The organism is Streptomyces sp. NBC_00289 (assembly GCF_041435115.1).
Classification (GTDB): domain Bacteria; phylum Actinomycetota; class Actinomycetes; order Streptomycetales; family Streptomycetaceae; genus Streptomyces.
Window position 1 is genome coordinate 5,064,866 of the sequence record NZ_CP108046.1, and the last position, 17,424, is coordinate 5,082,289.

Consider the following 17,424-nt stretch of genomic DNA (forward strand, 5'->3'; position numbering starts at 1 on the left):
CCCTCGACGCCACCGCCGACCTCGGCAAGCGACACGCCCTCCACGGTCTCGATCAGGTGACCAGTCGTCGTACTCATCAGGCTCACTCCTTCGGGGAGATCCACACCTGATTCATGACACTCCCTCAGGACGCCGTCAGGGCGCCCGCGCCCGTGGCCATCGCCAGGGTCATCGGCAGGTTCTTCGCCGAGGTCTCCAGGCCTGCCGTGAGGGTCGGGGTCCAGTTGACCGTCGTCTTCAGCTTCTTCGACGCGGCCGCGTTGTACGCGGCGACGAGGTCGGTGGCCGTGCCGTTGACGAGGTTGCCGGTGCCCTTGACCGAGCCGGTTCCATCGCCGCTGAGGAGCTTGGCGACCTTGCCGCCTGAAGGCAGCTTCCAGTAGTTGTTCTCGGCGACGACCTGGGCCTTGGCGCGCGAGTTGATGCTGTACTGCGTCGCGTAGCCGTTGAGGGTCGTGACGTCGTAGTAGTTGTTGTAGATGTGCACCTGGCCGACCCGGGCCAGCGGGGCGCGCTGGACGATGCCCTTCCAGATGTTGTGGTGGAGGGAGACGCGCAGCTTGCCGGCGGGCTCGCTGTCGCTGCTGCCGATCAGCATCGTCTTGTCGTGGTTGGTGAACTGGTTGCGCGAGACGGTCACCAGGTCCGAGCTCTTGGTGATGTCCAGGGAGCCGTCGTGGATCTGGTACTCGCGGCCGTAGTACTTGGGGTTGGCGCTGTCGAGGTGGGGCGCGTCCGTGAACGTGTTGTGGTCGGCCCAGACGTGGGTCGCGCCGCGCAGGGTGACGGAGTCGTAGTTGGAGTTCCAGTTGCCGTCGTCGCCGTCGGTCGGGTCCCACTGCGGGAAGCAGTCCTCGGTGGCGGAGAAGGCGAGGTTGCGGACGATGACGTTGTCCACGTTCTGCACCTGGAGCATGCCGCCGGAGATCCCGGCCTTGGTGCCCGGCACACCGACGACGCTGGTGTTGGCCGGCACCTTGAAGACGATGTTCTTCGCCTGCTTGGTCTGGGCAGCGGCGCGGGCCTTCTCCTGGGTGCCGGAGGGCAGCTTCGAGGTGCCGTAGGAGGAGGGGTCGTACGCCTTCAGGTAGGCGGAGAGCGAGTAGCCGGTGCCCGACGCGTAGTCGGCGCAGGTCAGCTTCTTGCCCGCGTCGTCGGTGTTGGCCTCGATCGTGCCCTTGACCTTGATGATCCGGGGCGTGGTGTCGGAGGCCGACCCCAGCGCCTTCACCAGCTGGGCGCGGGTGGACACGGTGAAGGTGTGCGCGGCGTCGGCCTTGGTGCCACCGGTGGTGCCCGTGCCGGAGGAGGCCCAGCCGTCCTTGGCGGCGAGCGTCTGGTGGTACAGGTCGACGGGCCCGGCGTTCGCGTTCATCACGACGACACCGGCGCCGACACCCGCGGCCACGACGGCGGCGGAGACGACGAGGACGCGGCGCGAGCGGAGGGACCGGCGGTGGGAAGGAGCTGCCACGGGGGATCCTTACGGGGGAGGAGCGGACTTACGCCCTGTCAGTGGTCGCCACCCCGTGAAGAGTTGCCGTCCCCCTGAACATATTTTCTCCACGCGTCCCCACGAAGTAGTCCCGCGCCGGGGGCCGTGACCGGTCGCGGGCGGTCGAGGCCGCCTTGCTCGTGACGCCGACATCCCTCCCGTCAAGCGCCCGGACCGTCTTCTGTCACTCTCTTCACTCTGCATTTACCTGCCTATAGTGTTTAGCCACTCCGTTCACTCGCACGTACAAGCGCAGCACGCTTGTACGCCACGAGTCCGTCCACACCCAGGGAATGTCGTGAAGCGCATCCTGATCCGCTCCGGGAAGAGCCCCTTCCGGGTCGCCCGTCCCACGGAGTTCATCCACCAGGACCTGATCGGGACGAACACCGGCAATCTTCTCTTCAGCGACTCCGCCCACAAGATGCTGACGACACCTGACACCGAGGTGACGTCCAACGGCATCCGCACCGACGCGTCACCCGAGCGCGCCGCCGAGATCAACGAGCGGTACGACGTGTTCGTCGTCCCGCTCGCCAACGCCTTCCGGCCCGGATTCCAGGCCGCGCTGGACCGGCTGACCACGCTGATCGAGCAGCTCACCATCCCGGTCGTCGTCTTCGGCGTCGGCGCGCAGGCCACCGCCGACTACGACACCGAGTCGCTCAGGCCCATGGCCGCCTCGGTCAGGCGCTTCGCGTCCGCCGTCCTCGACCGCTCCGCCTCCATCGGCGTGCGCGGCGAACTCACCGCCGGCTACCTGAAGAGCCTCGGCTTCCACGACGTCGACATCATCGGCTGCCCGTCGATGTTCCTGTACGGCGCCACGTTCCCGGAGATCCGGGCGACGGAACTGTCCGCCGACTCCCGCATCGCCGTCAACCTCTCCCCGGACGCGATCCCCGTCGGCGACATCTCGGGCATGGCCCGGCACGCCTGGGAGCGCTACCCGCACCTCACCTACTACGCGCAGAACACCGTCGACGCGGAACTGCTGCTGTGGGGCGACACCAGCATCGAGTCGGGACACGAGGACCCCTTCCCGCTCCAGCTGAGCCACACCCTGCTGCGCGAGAACAAGGTGCGCATGCCGCTGGACCCGGCGACCTGGATCGACGAACTGCGCGGCTACGACTTCGCCTACGGCACCCGTATCCACGGCAACGTGGCCGCTCTGCTGGCAGGCACCCCGAGCGTCGTCCTCACCCACGACTCACGCACCCTGGAGCTGTGCCGGTACTTCGACATCCCGCACCGCCCGCTCACCGAACTGCCCGCCGACACCGACCCGCGTGACCTGTACGACGACGCCGACTTCTCGGTGATGATCAAGGGCCACGGCGCGCGGTTCGAGCGGATCACCGCGTTCCTGGACCGCAACGGCCTGCAGAACACCTACACCCACGGCGACGGCGGCGCCGCCTTCGACGCCCGAATCTCCGCCCTGGACCTGCCCCCGTCCATGCCGGTCTGGGACGGCTCGGACGACGGACAGATGCGCTACCGCCTGAGCCGGCTGCGCGAGCGGATCACGACGACCGACGCCAAGCTCCAGCTCCAGGCGCAGAAGCGGGTCAGGTCGACCAAGGAGCTGCGCGTCAGGCTCCGCACCGCGGAGAAGCTCGCTACCGCCCAGGCACGTCAACTCGACGCCATGCGGGCGGAGCTGGAAGCCACGCGCAAGCAGCTCGCCGCCGTCGAGCGCCGTGTCACCGGCATCGAGCGCCGCGCCCTGATCCGCATCGGCCCGGCTCTGCGCCGCCGCACCCGGAGGCCGGCGGGCGACGACAGCACGGGCTGACCGCCCGAACGTGCGGCGCCCCGCTCCTCCGTCCTGCGGGCAACCCGGCTCAGCCGTGCTCCACCAGGTGCCGGCACCCGGACGCCTCGGCGTCCGAGCCGGGCTCCAACGCCGTGCGGGCGGTGCCCAGGTGCCGTAGGCCTTCCCTCGCCGTGCGGGTCACCCGGTCGTACTCCGCCGCCGTACGGGCCGCTGCCAGCTGCGCCCGGGCCTCACGATGGCACTCCGCCGCCGCCGTCAGGGCACGGGCCGCGTTCTCGTCCGCGGCCGCCCAGGCCCGGACGTCGGGCGGGACCAGGCCGCCGCCCAGCCGTACGAGCCACCGGTTCGCCTCGACCTCCGCATCCAGGCCGGACGGGGGGCGGGTCCGCCGGGACCGTCGCTGGGCGACGACCGCGAACACCGCTCCGACGATGATCAGTACGGCGAGCACGAGCATGAATCCCATGGTTTCCTCCCCTGCATGACGATGCCGGGGCGGGCTGCGGTCCCGCGACCCCGTGCTCCCCATGAGACGACGGGTCGCTGTGCTCTCCCCCCGGGATTCCTGTGCGTCGCCGGTGAGGTGCCCAAGAGGGGGTGACGGGCCGTGGAAATGTGCCGCTTTCGGGGGAGAGGGCACACTCCCACGGCGTATGTCGCAGGGTCGTCAGCGCATCAACTTGCTTCCGCCGATGCCGATGCCGACGCCGACGTGCTCGGCTGTGGCGGTGCGCCCTGGCCGTCCTGCGTCGCGTCCGGGTCGACGCCGACGGTGAGGGACCCGCGTACGCCCCTGGCGATGTCCCGCCGGTCGTAGCGCAGCTTGAGCAGGCCGCCCGGGGTCCCGCTCTGGTCGTAGATCGTGTCCTCGGACAGGGTCGTGCGCTCGGCGGCGTTGCTCGCGTACGGCTCCACTTCCGCGGAGGCGAGGACGGACTCCTCGTCGAAGAAGAACTGCCCCGTGTGGCAGGCGTGGCCACCCTCGTAGCCGGCGTCGGTCCACTCGCCGTCCACGTGCACCTTGACGTGGATGTGCACACAACGGCCCCGGTACCAGCCGGGGAAGACGGTGCGGAAGGTGACGTGACCGTGCCGGTCGGTGCGCCAGGTGCCGCGCAGGTAGCGCGTGTCGTCCGTCGGCTCCTGGTGGCCGCCGCCACCGCCACCCGGGCCGCCGGTCGGGGGCTCGCCCGTGGGTGTGCCGGTCGGGGGCTCGCCCGTGGGGGCGGGGCCGCCACCACCGCCGCCGTTGCCCTGGTTCTCGTATCCGGAGTAGACACCCACCGCGTCGCAGTGCCAGATGTCGACGGCCGCGTCCCGGATCGGCCGGCAGGTCTCGGAGTCGATCACCTTGAGGCCGAGCAGGAGCGGGATGCCCTCGCGGTCCTCGGTGATGTCCCGGCGGAGTTTGTCCGCGTCGATGTAGTAGGGGCCCTCGACGGTTTCCGAGGTGAGGCGGTAGCAGACGCCGGCGCCGTCCTCCGCCGACGTGTCCGCGCCGTCTCCCGCGAAGGCGGTCGTCGTCAGCGCGCCGCCGACGAGGCCCGCCGCCGCGATGCCGCCCGCACCGGCGACCACGACCGTGCGGCGGGTTAATTCCCGTGCTCTGTGTGCTTCCTGGTAGTCCGTCATGAGGCCGGGACGCTAGGCAGGAAACCTGTCAGGAATATGGGAAAGAGCTGTCAGCTGCCCTGGAACGCGAAAGTGGCTCGGAACCGACGCCGGTTCCGAGCCACTCCTTCTGTTCGCGCCACTCTGGCCGGTCGCGCTGCTTCGTGCCGTTCGTGCTACTTCGGCTGCGGCTTCCGCACCGAGAGGTGCAGCTCGCGCAGGCGGGTCTCCTCCAGCTCCGTCGGCGCGCCCATCATCAGGTCCTGGGCGTTGCCGTTGAGCGGGAAGGAGATGGTCTCGCGGATGTTGGGCTCGTCGGCGAGCAGCATCACGATGCGGTCGACGCCCGGAGCGATGCCGCCGTGCGGCGGGGCGCCGAAGCGGAAGGCGCGCAGCATGCCGGCGAACTTCTCCTCGACGGTCTCACGGTCGTAGCCCGCGATCTCGAAGGCCTTGAGCATGATGTCGGGCTCGTGGTTCCGGATCGCGCCGGAGGACAGCTCGACGCCGTTGCAGACGATGTCGTACTGCCAGCCGAGGATGTCCAGCGGGTCCTGGGTCTCCAGGGCCTCCAGGCCGCCCTGCGGCATCGAGAAGGGGTTGTGCGAGAAGTCGATCCCGCCGGTCTCCTCGTCCTTCTCGTACATCGGGAAGTCGACGATCCAGCAGAAGCGGAAGACGTTCTCCTCGAACTGGCCCGCGCGCTTCGCGGCTTCCACCCGCACCGCGCCCATGATCTTGGAGACCTCGTCGAACTCGCCCGCGCCGAAGAAGACCGCGTGGCCGGGGGCCAGGGAGAGCCGCTTGGTGAGCTCGGCGACGTTCGCCTCGGTGAGGAACTTCGCGATCGGACCGGTCAGCGACCCGTCCTCGGCGACGCGCACCCAGGCGAGACCCTTGGCGCCCTGGGAGACCGCGAAGTCACCGAGCTGGTCGAAGAACTTGCGGGGCTGCGCCGAGACGTCCGGCACCGACAGCGCACGCACGTGCTTGCCCGCGAAGGCCTTGAACTCCGAGCCCTCGAAGACGTCGGTGATGTCCACCAGCTCCAGCTGGGCCCGCAGGTCCGGCTTGTCGGAGCCGTACTTCAGCATCGCCTCGCGGAACGGGATCCGCGGGAAGGGGGAGGTGACGTGCCGCCCGCCGCCGAACTCCTCGAACAGCTCCGTCATGAGCTTCTCGATCGGCTGGAAGACGTCCTCCTGCTCGACGAAGCTCATCTCGACGTCGAGCTGGTAGAACTCGCCCGGCGAGCGGTCCGCGCGGGCGTCCTCGTCACGGAAACAGGGCGCGATCTGGAAGTAGCGGTCGAAGCCCGAGATCATCAACAGCTGCTTGAACTGCTGCGGGGCCTGCGGGAGGGCGTAGAACTTGCCCGGGTGCAGCCGGGACGGGACGACGAAGTCGCGGGCGCCCTCGGGGGAGGTCGCGGACAGGATCGGGGTCGCCATCTCGTTGAAGCCCAGCGCCGTCATCTTGTGCCGGATCGCCGAGATGACCGCCGTACGCAGCATGATGTTGCGGTGCATGCGCTCGCGGCGCAGGTCCAGGAAGCGGTACTCGAGGCGCCGCTCCTCGTTGACCCCGTCCTCGGTGTTGATCGTGAAGGGCAGCGGCTGGGCGGCGCCGAGCAGCTCGACCTCGCCGACCTCGACCTCGATCTCACCGGTGGGCAGGTCCGGGTTCACGTTGTCCGTGCCCCGGGAGACGACCTTGCCGTCGACGCGGACCGTCGACTCCTTGGTGACCTTGTCGAGGGCCTCGTAGGCGGGAGTGCCGGGGCGGGCGACGAGCTGCGTGATGCCGTAGTGGTCGCGCAGATCGATGAAGAGGATGCCGCCCAGGTCGCGCCGATTGTGCAGCCAGCCGCTCAGCCGGACGTCGGTGCCGACGTCAGAGGCGCGGAGCTCGCCGCAGGTGTGGGACCTGTACCGATGCATCGTCGTTCATCCAGTCTTTGCGGATCGGGGACTGTTTCACGTGAAACACCCCCAGCGTACCGGGCACCCAAAGATCGCCTCCCCACCATTTCCCGGGCCGTTTCAAGATCACCCACTCAGTTGCCGTACTCCATCAGTGGCATTCTTCGAGCTCCTCTTCATAAAGTGGGGCAATGCGCACTGGTGAACCCCTGCCCGCCGTGGGGGATGTCCTAGCCGCCCTCGCGACCGGCGTCTGGCACTGGGACACGGCGGACGGGCAGGTCACGGTGGATTCCGAGGCGGCACGGCTGCTCGGACTGTCCGGCGGCCCGGCGACCCTCACGGAGGCCCAGGCGCGGGCCTGCCTCCACCCCGTCGACTGGAACGAGATCACCGGAGTCGTGCAGCTCGCCGTCGCCGAGGGCACTCTCGCCGAGGTCCGCATCCGGATCATGGACGAGCGGGGCCGGGTGATCCGTACCGTACGCAGCCGTTCCAAACCGTCCTACGACCCCCAGCGGAAGTCGTTCCAGCTGACCGGAACCCTCCAGGAGGTCACCGAGCCGCCCCCCGGCACCCCTTCGGGCCGCACGGCCGTCACCGGCGACTGGCGGCGCTCCCGGGAGGCGTTCCTGCTGGACGCGGGCCGGGCGCTGGCCGAGGCGCGGTCCACGGAGGAGGTGCTGCGGGTGGCCGCGGGCCTGTCGATGCCGGGTTTCTCACCGGACGGCCTCGCGGTCTTCGGCGTGACGGGCGACCGCCTGACGATCATCGGCCACCACGGACAGCAGCCCGGCGACGAGGACCCGTTCTCGCACATGAGCCTGGAGACGGACTACCCGGCCGCCGAGGTCGTCCGCACCGGCAGGGCCGTCTACCTGTCCTCCCCCGAGCATTACAAGGGCCGCTATCCGGTCACCTGGCCGCTCGCGCGCTACTTCGGCCGTCAGTCCTGGGCCTTCCTGCCGCTGACCGTGGCCGGACGCACGATGGGCGCCTGGATGGCGGCCTTCGCCCACCCGGTCGTCTTCACCCCCGACGAGCGCTCCGTCCTGACGACGGTGGCCCGCATGCTCGCCCAGGCACTGTCCCGGGCGGGGGTCGCCGAGTCGGAGCGGGAGCTCACGGATGGCCTGCAACGCTCCATGCTGCCCACACTGGGACCACAGATACCGGGCATGAGCGTCGCCGCCCGCTATGTCCCCACCGGCGGCGGCCTCCAGGTCGGCGGCGACTGGTACGACATGATCCCGCTGCCCGGAGGCACCTCCCGCACGGAGTCCGGAGCGGGCCGCTTCGCGCTGGTCATCGGTGACGTCCAGGGCCACGACGTCCGGGCGGCCGGACTCATGGGCCAGCTCCGCATAGCGCTCAGGGCGTACGCCTCGGAGGGCCACCGCCCCGACGCGGTCCTCTCCCGCGCCGCCCGCTTCCTGCACGGGATGACGTACGAGGACCCGGAGAGCACCGACCTGCGCTTCGCGACCTGTCTGTACGTCGAGGTCGACCCCGGCACCGGAATCCTGGAGATCGCCCGCGCCGGCCACCCGGACCCCGCGATACGCATGGCGGACGGCACGGTGCTGACGCGGCCCACAGCGGGCGGCCTCCCCCTCGGCATCGACCCGGACGCCGACTACCCCACCACCCGGCTCGTCCTGGAACCCGGCGAGACCATGCTGCTCTGCACGGACGGCCTGATCGAGACCGGCGGCCACGACCTGGAGACCGGCTGGAAACGCATCCGCGCGATCCTCGAGGCGGCGCACCAGGGCGACCTGGAAGAGCTCGCCGACGCCCTGGTGCAGGGCGTGCACGGGCCCTCCTCGCACCACACCACCGGCCCGCTGGCCGACCGGCGCGAGGACGACATAGCCGTCCTGCTGCTGCACCGGCAGGCGGACCGCGCCGGCGACGACATCGCCCGGGGCCGGGGCGGCGCCCTACGGCACCCCGTCCGGCGCACGATGCTGACGGTCGCCCAGGCGGAACCCGAGCGGATCGCGGTGGCCCGGCATCAACTGCGGGAACTGCTGCACGACTGGACCTCGCCGGACCAGGTGGACTCGGCGGTCCTGCTGCTGTCCGAGCTGCTCACCAACGTCCTCGTGCACACCGACGCGGACGCGCTGCTGCTGGCCGAGGTCAGGGGAGAGCCCGGCACCCGCCGGATGCACGTCGAGGTCACCGACCCCAGCGACGACCTCCCCCACAAGCGCCGCCCGGGCGAGCTGGCGTCCTCGGGCCGCGGACTGGTCCTCATCGAGATGCTCGCGGACGTGTGGGGCGTCGACCCGCGGGGCGAGGGCAAGAGCATCTGGTTCGAGCTCTACGAGGCGGACGCCGACAACACGTGACGCGACCGCGGTGACCCACCCTGGGCATGCCTTCCGCCCACTGGGGAGTGAACCTCCTTGATCCGTGGGCACGTTGCACGTGCGCCGCGGAACATGGCCCACGCGATCGACTTCGCCGGTGCCGAGAGCGTGCTCCAGAAGCACACTCTCGGCATTCCAGCGGGTCGAGAGCGCCGGCGGACTGCTACATCCCGTTCTCGGTCATTCCGTGGACTGCCGGGATGGTGCCCAGGCGGCCCTTCTGGAAGTCCTCGAACGCCTGCTGCAGTTCGTCACGGGTGTTCATGACGAACGGACCGTAGTGCGCCATCGGCTCGCGGATCGGCCGGCCGCCCAGCAGGACGACCTCCAGGTCCGGTGTGTTCGAGTCCTGCTGCTCGTCCGCGCGGACGGTCAGTGAGGAACCGGCGCCGAAGACCGCCGTCTGGCCCTTGTGGACGGGACGCCGCTCCGCGCCGACCGCACCGCGCCCGGCCAGGACGTACGCCAGCCCGTTGAAGTCCTCCCGCCACGGCAGCGTGAGTTCCGCACCCGGCGCCACGGTCGCGTGGATCATCGTGATCGGGGTGTGGGTGACACCCGGACCCTCGTGACCGTCCAGCTCACCCGCGATGACGCGCAGCAGCGCGCCGCCGTCGGGGGTGGTGAGCAGCTGAACGTTTCCGCCCCGGATGTCCTGGTACCTCGGTGCCATCATCTTGTCCTTGGCCGGCAGGTTCACCCACAGCTGCAGACCGTGGAAGAGACCACCGGACATGACCAGCGACTCCGGCGGCGCCTCGATGTGGAGGAGGCCCGAGCCCGCGGTCATCCACTGGGTGTCGCCATTGGTGATGGTGCCGCCACCGCCCTGCGAGTCCTGGTGGTCGAAGATCCCGTCGATGATGTACGTCACGGTCTCGAAGCCGCGGTGCGGGTGCCAGGGCGTTCCCTTCGGCTCACCCGGGGCGTACTCCACCTCGCCCATCTGGTCCATCATGATGAACGGGTCCAGGTGGCGGTAGTTGATCCCGGCGAACGCTCGGCGCACCGGGAAGCCCTCACCCTCGAAACCGCTCGGTGCGGTCGTGACGGTGAGCACGGGACGGGCCACGGCGTCGGTGGACACGGCGACGCGGGGCAGCGTCAGCGGGTTCTCGACGGTCACTGCAGGCATGTCGGTACCTCCTTGTGCTCCGAGTTTAGTTGAGCGTTGAACTTTCTGCTACCCCCAACAGAGAAAGCCCGGAGCGCATTCCCTCCGGAGGCGACAGAAGGCCGACGCCCTTCACCAGGGCGTCGGCCTTCATCCAAGAGGACCGGACGGGGGTCGGGCGACGGCTTCCGGCGCGCCGTCCACCGGAGTCCGAGCCTCCGCATCCCCCTCGGCGGGGCTCGCCTACCTCGGCCCCGATCTCATGAGTTTCTCCGAGCGCCTCGCGGCGCTGTTGTTTCCCTGCGGGAGGAGACGTTCGCCGACGCCCTGGACGTCGTCCTCGACGGACTGGTCCTGCGCCTGCCGCGGTGACGGCTCAGCCGTACATCCGGCGCATCGCGAACTCGACCATCTGCTCCACGGCCTTCGCGTCGAACACCATGCGGTGCTCGCCCTCCATGTCCAGGACGAAGCCGTAGCCGGTCGGGAGCAGGTCGATCACCTCGGCGCCGGTGATCACGAAGTACTTGGACTCCTTGCCCGCGTACCGCCGCAGCTCCTTGAGCGAGGTGAACATCGGGATCACCGGCTGCTGGGTGTTGTGCAGGGCGAGGAAGCCGGGGTTGTCACCGCGCGGGCAGTAGACCTTCGAGGTCGCGAAGACCTGCTGGAAGTCCTCCGCGGTCACCTGGCCGGTGGTGAAGGCGCGCACCGCGTCCGCGAGCGAGGGCGGGGACGGCTCGGGGTAGAGCGGCGGCTGCTGCCCATAGCCTCCGGCGCCCCCGGGCATGGGCTGCTGCGGCGGGGCGTACTGCTGCTGAGCACCGACGTTCTGGTCGTAGCCGTACATGCCCGAAAGAGTAACGGCTCACAGATGACCGAATCGGGGTTGCTTCTTATTACCGACGGGTAGCATCATCGTAGCTACTCGTTGGTACGTAAACCAGAACCATGTGAACGAAGAACCAGGCGCGAGGATCCACCGCCTCGCCGATCTCGCTACGGAGCCGTCGCCATGGGGCACTACAAGTCGAATCTCCGCGACATCGAGTTCAACCTCTTCGAGGTCCTCGGGCGCGACAAGCTGTACGGCACCGGCCCGTTCGAGGAGATGGACACCGAGACCGCGAAGAGCATCCTCGAGGAGCTGACCCGCCTCTCGGAGAACGAGCTGGCGGAATCCTTCACGGACGCCGACCGCAACCCGCCGGTCTTCGACCCGGAGACGAACACCGCCCCCGTCCCGGCGTCCTTCAAGAAGAGCTACAAGGCCTTCATGGACTCCGAGTACTGGCGCCTGGGCCTGCCCGAGGAGATCGGCGGCACGACCGCTCCCCCGTCCCTGATCTGGTCGTACGCGGAGCTCATCCTCGGCGCCAACCCGGCCGTGTGGATGTACTCCTCCGGTCCGGCGTTCGCCGGGATCCTCTTCGACGAGGGCAACGAGGTCCAGAAGAGGATCGCGAAGCTCGCCGTGGAGCGCACCTGGGGCTCCACCATGGTGCTCACCGAGCCCGACGCGGGCTCGGACGTCGGCGCCGGCCGCACCAAGGCGGTCCAGCAGGAGGACGGCTCCTGGCACATCGAGGGCGTCAAGCGCTTCATCACCTCCGGTGAGCACGACATGGAGGAGAACATCCTCCACTACGTCCTCGCCCGCCCCGAGGGTGCCGGCCCCGGCACCAAGGGCCTGTCCCTCTTCCTCGTCCCGAAGTACCTCTTCGACGTCGAGACCGGCGAGCTGGGCGAGCGCAACGGCGTCTACGCCACCAACGTCGAGCACAAGATGGGTCTCAAGGCGTCCAACACCTGCGAGATGACCTTCGGCGACCGCCACCCCGCCAAGGGCTGGCTGATCGGCGACAAGCACGACGGCATCCGCCAGATGTTCCGGATCATCGAGTTCGCCCGGATGATGGTCGGCACGAAGGCCATCTCCACCCTGTCGACCGGCTACCTCAACGCGCTGGAGTACGCCAAGGAGCGCGTCCAGGGTCCGGACCTGGCGAACTTCATGGACAAGGCCGCGCCCAAGGTCACCGTCACCCACCACCCGGACGTCCGCCGCTCGCTGATCACGCAGAAGGCGTACGCGGAGGGCATGCGCGCGCTCGTCCTCTACACCGCGTCGGTCCAGGACACGATCGCGGTCAAGGAGGCGAACGGCGAGGACACCTCCGCCGAGCACGCCCTCAACGACCTGCTCCTGCCCATCGTCAAGGGCTACGGCTCCGAGAAGGGCTACGAGCAGCTCGCCCAGTCGCTCCAGACCTTCGGCGGCTCCGGCTTCCTGCAGGAGTACCCGATCGAGCAGTACATCCGCGACGCCAAGATCGACACCCTGTACGAGGGCACGACCGCGATCCAGGGCCAGGACTTCTTCTTCCGGAAGATCGTCCGCAACCAGGGCGCCGCGCTGAACTCCCTCGCCGAGGACATCAAGAAGTTCCTGGCGCTGGGCACCGGCGGCGAGGGCCTGTCGGGCGCCCGCGAGCACCTCGCCAAGGCCGCCGTCGAGCTGGAGGCCATCGTCGGTCTGATGCTGACGGACCTCGCCTCGACCGAGCAGGACGTCAAGAACATCTACAAGGTGGGCCTCAACACCACCCGCCTACTGCTCGCCTCCGGCGACGTGGTCGTCGGCTACCTGCTCCTCAAGGGTGCCGCGATCGCCGCCGAGAAGCTGGAGACGGCCACCGCGAAGGACAGGCCCTTCTACACCGGCAAGATCGCGGCGGCGAAGTTCTTCGCGGCCAACGTCCTGCCCGGCGTGACCCTGGCCCGCAAGGTCGCCGAGGGCGTCGAACTCGACCTGATGGAGCTCGACGAGGACGCGTTCTAGGACGCAGCAGTACAACCCCGTACAGCCTCGCGGAACTCCACACCGTCCTTACCAGGGCCCGCTCCCCGTCACCGGGAGCGGGCCCTGGTACGTCGTTAAGGTGAACCCCATGAGCGCACCCTCCCGCTTCGACCGCGGCCTCACCGATGACCTCATGTCCTATCTGGCGGCCAGCCCGACGCCCTACCACGCGGTGGCGAACGCCGCCGAGCGGCTGGAGAAGGCAGGCTTCCGGCAGGTCCTGGAGACGGACGCGTGGGACGGGTCGACCGGCGGCAAGTACGTGCTGCGCGGCGGTGCGATCGTGGCCTGGTACGTCCCCGAGGGCGCCGACCCGCACACGCCGTTCCGGATCGTCGGCGCGCACACGGACTCGCCCAACCTGCGGGTCAAACCGCTGCCGGACACCGGGGCGCACGGCTGGCGCCAGATCGCCGTGGAGATCTACGGCGGTCCGCTGCTGAACTCGTGGCTCGACCGCGACCTGGGCCTGGCGGGCCGGCTGACCCTCCGGGACGGTGCGACCCGGCTGGTGAACGTGGACCGGCCGCTGCTGCGCGTGCCGCAACTCGCCATCCACCTGGACCGGTCGGTGACCGCCGAGGGCCTCAAGCTGGACAAGCAGCGGCACCTCCAGCCCGTGTGGGGGCTCGGCCCGGTGCGCGACGGCGACCTGATCTCCTTCCTGGAGGAGGAGAGCGGACTCGCGGCGGGCCAGGTCACCGGCTGGGACCTGATGGTCCACTCCGTGGAACGGCCCGCCTACCTGGGCCGCGACGCGGAGCTGGTCGCCGGGCCGCGCATGGACAACCTGCTGTCCGTACAGGCCGGCGTGGCCGCGCTGAGCGCCGTCGCGGCCGCGGACTCCGGGCTGTCGTACATCCCGGTGCTGGCCGCCTTCGACCACGAGGAGAACGGTTCGCAGTCGGACACGGGCGCGGACGGGCCGCTGCTCGGCGGTGTGCTGGAGCGTTCGGTGTTCGCGCGCGGCGGGTCCTACGAGGACCGGGCGAGAGCCTTCGCCGGCACCGTCTGTCTCTCCTCCGACACCGGCCACGCCGTGCACCCCAACTACGCGGAACGGCACGACCCGACCCACCACCCGCGGGTCAACGGCGGCCCCATCCTCAAGGTCAACGTCAACAACCGCTACGCGACCGACGGTTCGGGCCGGGCGGTGTTCGCCGCCGCCTGCGAGAAGGCGGACGTGCCCTTCCAGTCCTTCGTCTCCAACAACTCCATGCCCTGCGGCACGACGATCGGCCCGATCACCGCGGCCCGGCACGGCATCAAGACCGTGGACATCGGCGTGGCCATCCTGTCGATGCACAGCGCGCGGGAGTTGTGCGGCGCCGACGACCCCCACCTGCTGGCGAACGCGCTCGTGGCGTTTCTGGAGGGATAGAACGACCTTCCTCGGCATGGGGGTTGACAGCCGGGGTACCCGCAAGTCCGGGCCGGAGCGACCGGTCCGGACAGGGAGGCGACAGCCATGGGCCTCGGCGGATGCATCATCCTCATAGCCGCGGGAGCCATTCTCACGTTCGCGACCGACTGGGACATGAAGGGGGTCAACCTCGACCTCGTCGGCATCATCCTCATGATCGTGGGACTGATCGGCGTCTCGACGTTCAGCAGCATCGCCCGGCGCAGGCGGGTCATGGTGCCGCCGCCCACGACGACGGTCGTCGAAGAGGACCGGCACCGCCCGCGTGACGGCTACAGCGACGGATACGGAGTCTGATCCCCCGCCCGCTCAGTCGTCCAGGCCGGCCAGGACCAGGGACAGGCGGTCCGTCCCCTCCCGCGTGAGGCGGACGGGCACGCCCCAGTCCTGCTGGTGGACATGGCAGGCGGGGTGTTGGCCGGCGGGGTCGTCGTCGCAGGAGGCGGCCGTCGCCGAGATGTGCAGGACACCCTCCCCGACCTCCGGGTCGAGGCGAAGGGTGCGGAAGAGTCCGGTGCCCGCGCCCTCCCCCGACAGCAGCAGCCCGGGCGGGGTGGCGGAGACCAGGAGACGGGTCGCGGGACCCTGATCGGTGTCGAGTTTCCGACCTGCCGGGACCCGGAAAACCACCTCCAACCCGACCTTCCCCTGCGCGACTTCGGTGGCGGCGCGCCGTGTGCGACAGGCCACCGACGGCACCTTCACGGCCTCCTCCGGCAGACGTATCCGCGTCAGCCGGTGCCGGGCCGACTCGACGACCACCAGCTCGCCGCCCACCAGCACCGCGCCGCTCGGCTCCCTCAGGTCCGTCGCGAGCGTGGTGACCTCGCCGGTCGTAGGGTCGTAGCGGCGCAGGGCGTGGTTGTAGGTGTCGCTGACGGCGACCGAGCCGTCGGGCAGCGCGGTGACACCCAGCGGATGCTGCAACAGGGCCTGTCCGGCGGCACCGTCGCGATGCCCGAAGTCGAACAGGCCCGAGCCGACGGCGGTGTGCACGACACCGTCGAGGTCCACCCAGCGCAGGGCCGAGGTCTCCGAGTCGGCCAACCACAGCCGGTCGGCGGTGGCCGCCAGTCCGGAGGGCTGCGCGAACCAGGCCTCGGCACCGGGCCCGTCGACGAGCCCCTCGTCGGTGGTGCCGGCCGTGACGGCGACCGTCGCGTCCTTCGGGTCGTACGCCCACAGCTGGTGCACGCCGGCCATCGCGATCCACACGCGCCCGCCGAAGACCGCCACGTCCCACGGGGAGGACAGGTCGACCTCCCGCGCCGGGCCGGACGTGGATGATCCCCGCCGCCACTGCCTCCCGGTGCCCGCGAGGGTGGTGACCTCCCCGGTGGCGAGGTCGAGGTGACGCAGAGCGTGGTTGACGGTGTCGGCGACGACGACCGGGCCGCCCTCCTCGCCGAGGAGGGCAAGGCCCTGCGGCTCGTTGAAGGCCGCCGACTCCGCCGTACCGTCCGCGAAGCCGCGCTCGCCGGACCCGATACGCCGTACGACGGTCTCGGCGTCCGCGTCCAGCTCCACGAGCTGGTGCCGGGTCGTGTCACTGACCAGGAAGTGCCCGTCCGGCAGGAGCAGGGCCTTGCCGGGGAAGCGCAGCGCCGTCGGTTCGGGCTCCGGCGCCACATACGGGCCGTCGCCACGCCGCAGCGTCCCCTTCGCCTCGTGCTCGGCCGCCAGCTCCGTCACGAGCCGCTCGATGGCGTGCACATGCCCCTCGCCGGAGTGCTGCGCGACCACGTACCCCTCCGGGTCGACCACGACAAGGGTCGGCCAGGCACGGACCGCGTACTGCTTCCAGGTCCCGAGCTCCGGGTCGTCGAGGACGGGATGCCCGACGCCGTACCGCTCCACGGCGTCGACGACCGCCCGGTGCTCGGCCTCGTGGACGAACTTCGGTGAGTGCACCCCGACGACCACCACGGTGTCCCGGTGCTTCTCCTCCAGCTCACGGAGTTCGTCGAGGACGTGCAGGCAGTTGACGCAGCAGAAGGTCCAGAAGTCCAGGACCAACAGGCGGCCTCGGAAGTCGGCCAGCTTCAGATCCCGGCCACCCGTGTTGATCCAGCCGCCCCTGCCGGTCAGCTCGGGGGCGCGGACGCGGGCACGGCGGGGAGTGGAGGGCCGGGACGATTCGGTCATGGATCAAGCGTGCCACCGGGCACTGACAATCACGTCGGGGCGTGCGGCGGAGGCGCCGGCGTGGACGGGCGCGGTCGCCGGGGCGTGGTCGCGCCGCGCGGCCGACTCAGCCCGTCGGCCTACCGATGGGGTTTCGTGACGGTGGGTGGGGAAGCGGTGACGGTATGAGATTCCTCGTACGCGACCGGCTCCTCGGCTTCGGTGACGACTACTGGATCGAGGACCTGCACGGCAACAAGGTGTTCCTCGTCGACGGCAAGGCGATGCGGCTGCGGGACACCTTCGAGTTGAAGGACACCCACGGGCGCGTCCTGATCGACATCCACCAGAAGATGCTCGCCCTGCGCGACACCATGGTGATCGAGCGGGACGGCGAGCCGCTCGCCACGATCCGGCGCAAGCGGCTGTCGCTGCTGCGCAACCACTACCGGGTGTCCCTCGCGGACGGCAGCACCGAGCTGGACGTCAGCGGCAAGATCCTCGACCGCGAGTTCGCCGTCGAGTACGACGGTGAGCTGCTCGCGGTGATCTCCCGTCGGTGGCTGCACGTCCTGGAGACGTACGGCGTCGACGTCGTACGGGAGGACGCGGACCCGGCGCTGCTGATCGCGGTGGCCGTGTGCGTGATCCACCTGGCGGAGAAGGAGCGGGGGGAGGACTAGAGAGGTAGTGACCCGTGAGGCCGGG

General features: G+C 69.8%; 13 protein-coding genes. 6 read left to right on the forward strand and 7 right to left on the reverse strand.

All coding sequences use genetic code 11. The features are described from left to right. Positions 1–124: 124 nt before the first annotated feature. Entirely contained in the window at positions 125–1,474 is a 1,350-nt protein-coding gene (locus OG985_RS22955) for a polysaccharide lyase family 1 protein (RefSeq protein ID WP_371670213.1), read from the reverse strand. 319 nt (positions 1,475–1,793) lie between these two features. Between OG985_RS22955 and OG985_RS22960 the strand changes: the two genes are divergently transcribed. Then, on the forward strand, positions 1,794–3,296 hold the full coding sequence (locus OG985_RS22960; protein ID WP_371670214.1) for a polysaccharide pyruvyl transferase family protein: 1,503 nt from the start codon (positions 1,794–1,796) through the stop codon (positions 3,294–3,296). Positions 3,297–3,345: 49 nt separating this feature from the next. Here the strand turns inward: OG985_RS22960 and OG985_RS22965 are convergent, their stop codons facing one another. The 3 genes from OG985_RS22965 to aspS form a co-directional block, all read right to left on the reverse strand. After that, a complete protein-coding gene (locus tag OG985_RS22965) occupies positions 3,346–3,744 on the reverse strand; it encodes a hypothetical protein (protein ID WP_371670215.1) in 399 nt (132 codons plus the stop codon). Between the two features lie 209 nt (positions 3,745–3,953). Then, positions 3,954–4,910, reverse strand: a complete 957-nt coding sequence (locus OG985_RS22970; RefSeq protein WP_371670216.1) for an intradiol ring-cleavage dioxygenase — start codon at positions 4,908–4,910, stop codon at positions 3,954–3,956. Positions 4,911–5,065: 155 nt separating this feature from the next. Continuing rightward, the gene (gene aspS / locus OG985_RS22975) at positions 5,066–6,829 is read right to left on the reverse strand and encodes an aspartate--tRNA ligase (protein WP_371670217.1); all 1,764 of its coding nucleotides are present in this window, start codon (positions 6,827–6,829) and stop codon (positions 5,066–5,068) included. A 173-nt stretch (positions 6,830–7,002) separates the two neighbouring features. On the opposite strand from aspS, the gene OG985_RS22980 reads away from it, so the two are divergent. Further along, positions 7,003–9,168 (forward strand): SpoIIE family protein phosphatase, encoded by a 2,166-nt coding sequence (locus OG985_RS22980; protein WP_371670218.1) that lies wholly within the window; start codon positions 7,003–7,005, stop codon positions 9,166–9,168. Between the two features lie 184 nt (positions 9,169–9,352). On the opposite strand, the gene OG985_RS22985 is transcribed toward OG985_RS22980, so the two are convergent. Further along, complete coding sequence (locus OG985_RS22985) at positions 9,353–10,324, reverse strand: pirin family protein (protein WP_371670219.1); 972 nt, start codon at positions 10,322–10,324, stop codon at positions 9,353–9,355. A gap of 355 nt (positions 10,325–10,679) precedes the next feature. Next, positions 10,680–11,153, reverse strand: a complete 474-nt coding sequence (locus tag OG985_RS22990) for an SseB family protein (RefSeq protein ID WP_371670220.1) — start codon at positions 11,151–11,153, stop codon at positions 10,680–10,682. 165 nt (positions 11,154–11,318) lie between these two features. On the opposite strand from OG985_RS22990, the gene OG985_RS22995 reads away from it, so the two are divergent. The 3 genes from OG985_RS22995 (at position 11,319) to OG985_RS23005 (ending at position 14,889) form a co-directional block, all read left to right on the forward strand. Further along, entirely contained in the window at positions 11,319–13,145 is a 1,827-nt protein-coding gene (locus OG985_RS22995; RefSeq protein ID WP_371670221.1) for an acyl-CoA dehydrogenase, read from the forward strand. 109 nt (positions 13,146–13,254) lie between these two features. After that, positions 13,255–14,550, forward strand: coding sequence for a M18 family aminopeptidase (locus OG985_RS23000; protein ID WP_371670222.1), 1,296 nt, complete (start codon positions 13,255–13,257; stop codon positions 14,548–14,550). An 87-nt stretch (positions 14,551–14,637) separates the two neighbouring features. Next, complete coding sequence (locus OG985_RS23005) at positions 14,638–14,889, forward strand: DUF6458 family protein (RefSeq protein ID WP_371670223.1); 252 nt, start codon at positions 14,638–14,640, stop codon at positions 14,887–14,889. Positions 14,890–14,901: 12 nt separating this feature from the next. Here OG985_RS23005 and OG985_RS23010 read toward each other — a convergent pair whose 3' ends face one another. After that, positions 14,902–16,737, reverse strand: coding sequence for an NHL domain-containing thioredoxin family protein (locus tag OG985_RS23010; protein WP_371670224.1), 1,836 nt, complete (start codon positions 16,735–16,737; stop codon positions 14,902–14,904). Positions 16,738–16,901: 164 nt separating this feature from the next. Here OG985_RS23010 and OG985_RS23015 point away from each other — a divergent pair, with 164 nt between their 5' ends. Continuing rightward, positions 16,902–17,399, forward strand: a complete 498-nt coding sequence (locus tag OG985_RS23015; protein WP_371670225.1) for an LURP-one-related/scramblase family protein — start codon at positions 16,902–16,904, stop codon at positions 17,397–17,399. Positions 17,400–17,424 lie beyond the last annotated feature (25 nt).

Coding starts and splice junctions, on each gene's coding strand:
- OG985_RS22965 (WP_371670215.1), bottom strand. CDS start 3,744: ATGGGATTCATGCTCGTGCTCGCCGTACTGATCATCGTCGGAGCGGTG.
- OG985_RS22970 (WP_371670216.1), bottom strand. CDS start 4,910: ATGACGGACTACCAGGAAGCACACAGAGCACGGGAATTAACCCGCCGC.
- aspS (WP_371670217.1), bottom strand. CDS start 6,829: ATGCATCGGTACAGGTCCCACACCTGCGGCGAGCTCCGCGCCTCTGAC.
- OG985_RS22980 (WP_371670218.1), top strand. CDS start 7,003: ATGCGCACTGGTGAACCCCTGCCCGCCGTGGGGGATGTCCTAGCCGCC.
- OG985_RS22985 (WP_371670219.1), bottom strand. CDS start 10,324: ATGCCTGCAGTGACCGTCGAGAACCCGCTGACGCTGCCCCGCGTCGCC.
- OG985_RS22990 (WP_371670220.1), bottom strand. CDS start 11,153: ATGTACGGCTACGACCAGAACGTCGGTGCTCAGCAGCAGTACGCCCCG.
- OG985_RS22995 (WP_371670221.1), top strand. CDS start 11,319: ATGGGGCACTACAAGTCGAATCTCCGCGACATCGAGTTCAACCTCTTC.
- OG985_RS23000 (WP_371670222.1), top strand. CDS start 13,255: ATGAGCGCACCCTCCCGCTTCGACCGCGGCCTCACCGATGACCTCATG.
- OG985_RS23005 (WP_371670223.1), top strand. CDS start 14,638: ATGGGCCTCGGCGGATGCATCATCCTCATAGCCGCGGGAGCCATTCTC.
- OG985_RS23010 (WP_371670224.1), bottom strand. CDS start 16,737: ATGACCGAATCGTCCCGGCCCTCCACTCCCCGCCGTGCCCGCGTCCGC.
- OG985_RS23015 (WP_371670225.1), top strand. CDS start 16,902: ATGAGATTCCTCGTACGCGACCGGCTCCTCGGCTTCGGTGACGACTAC.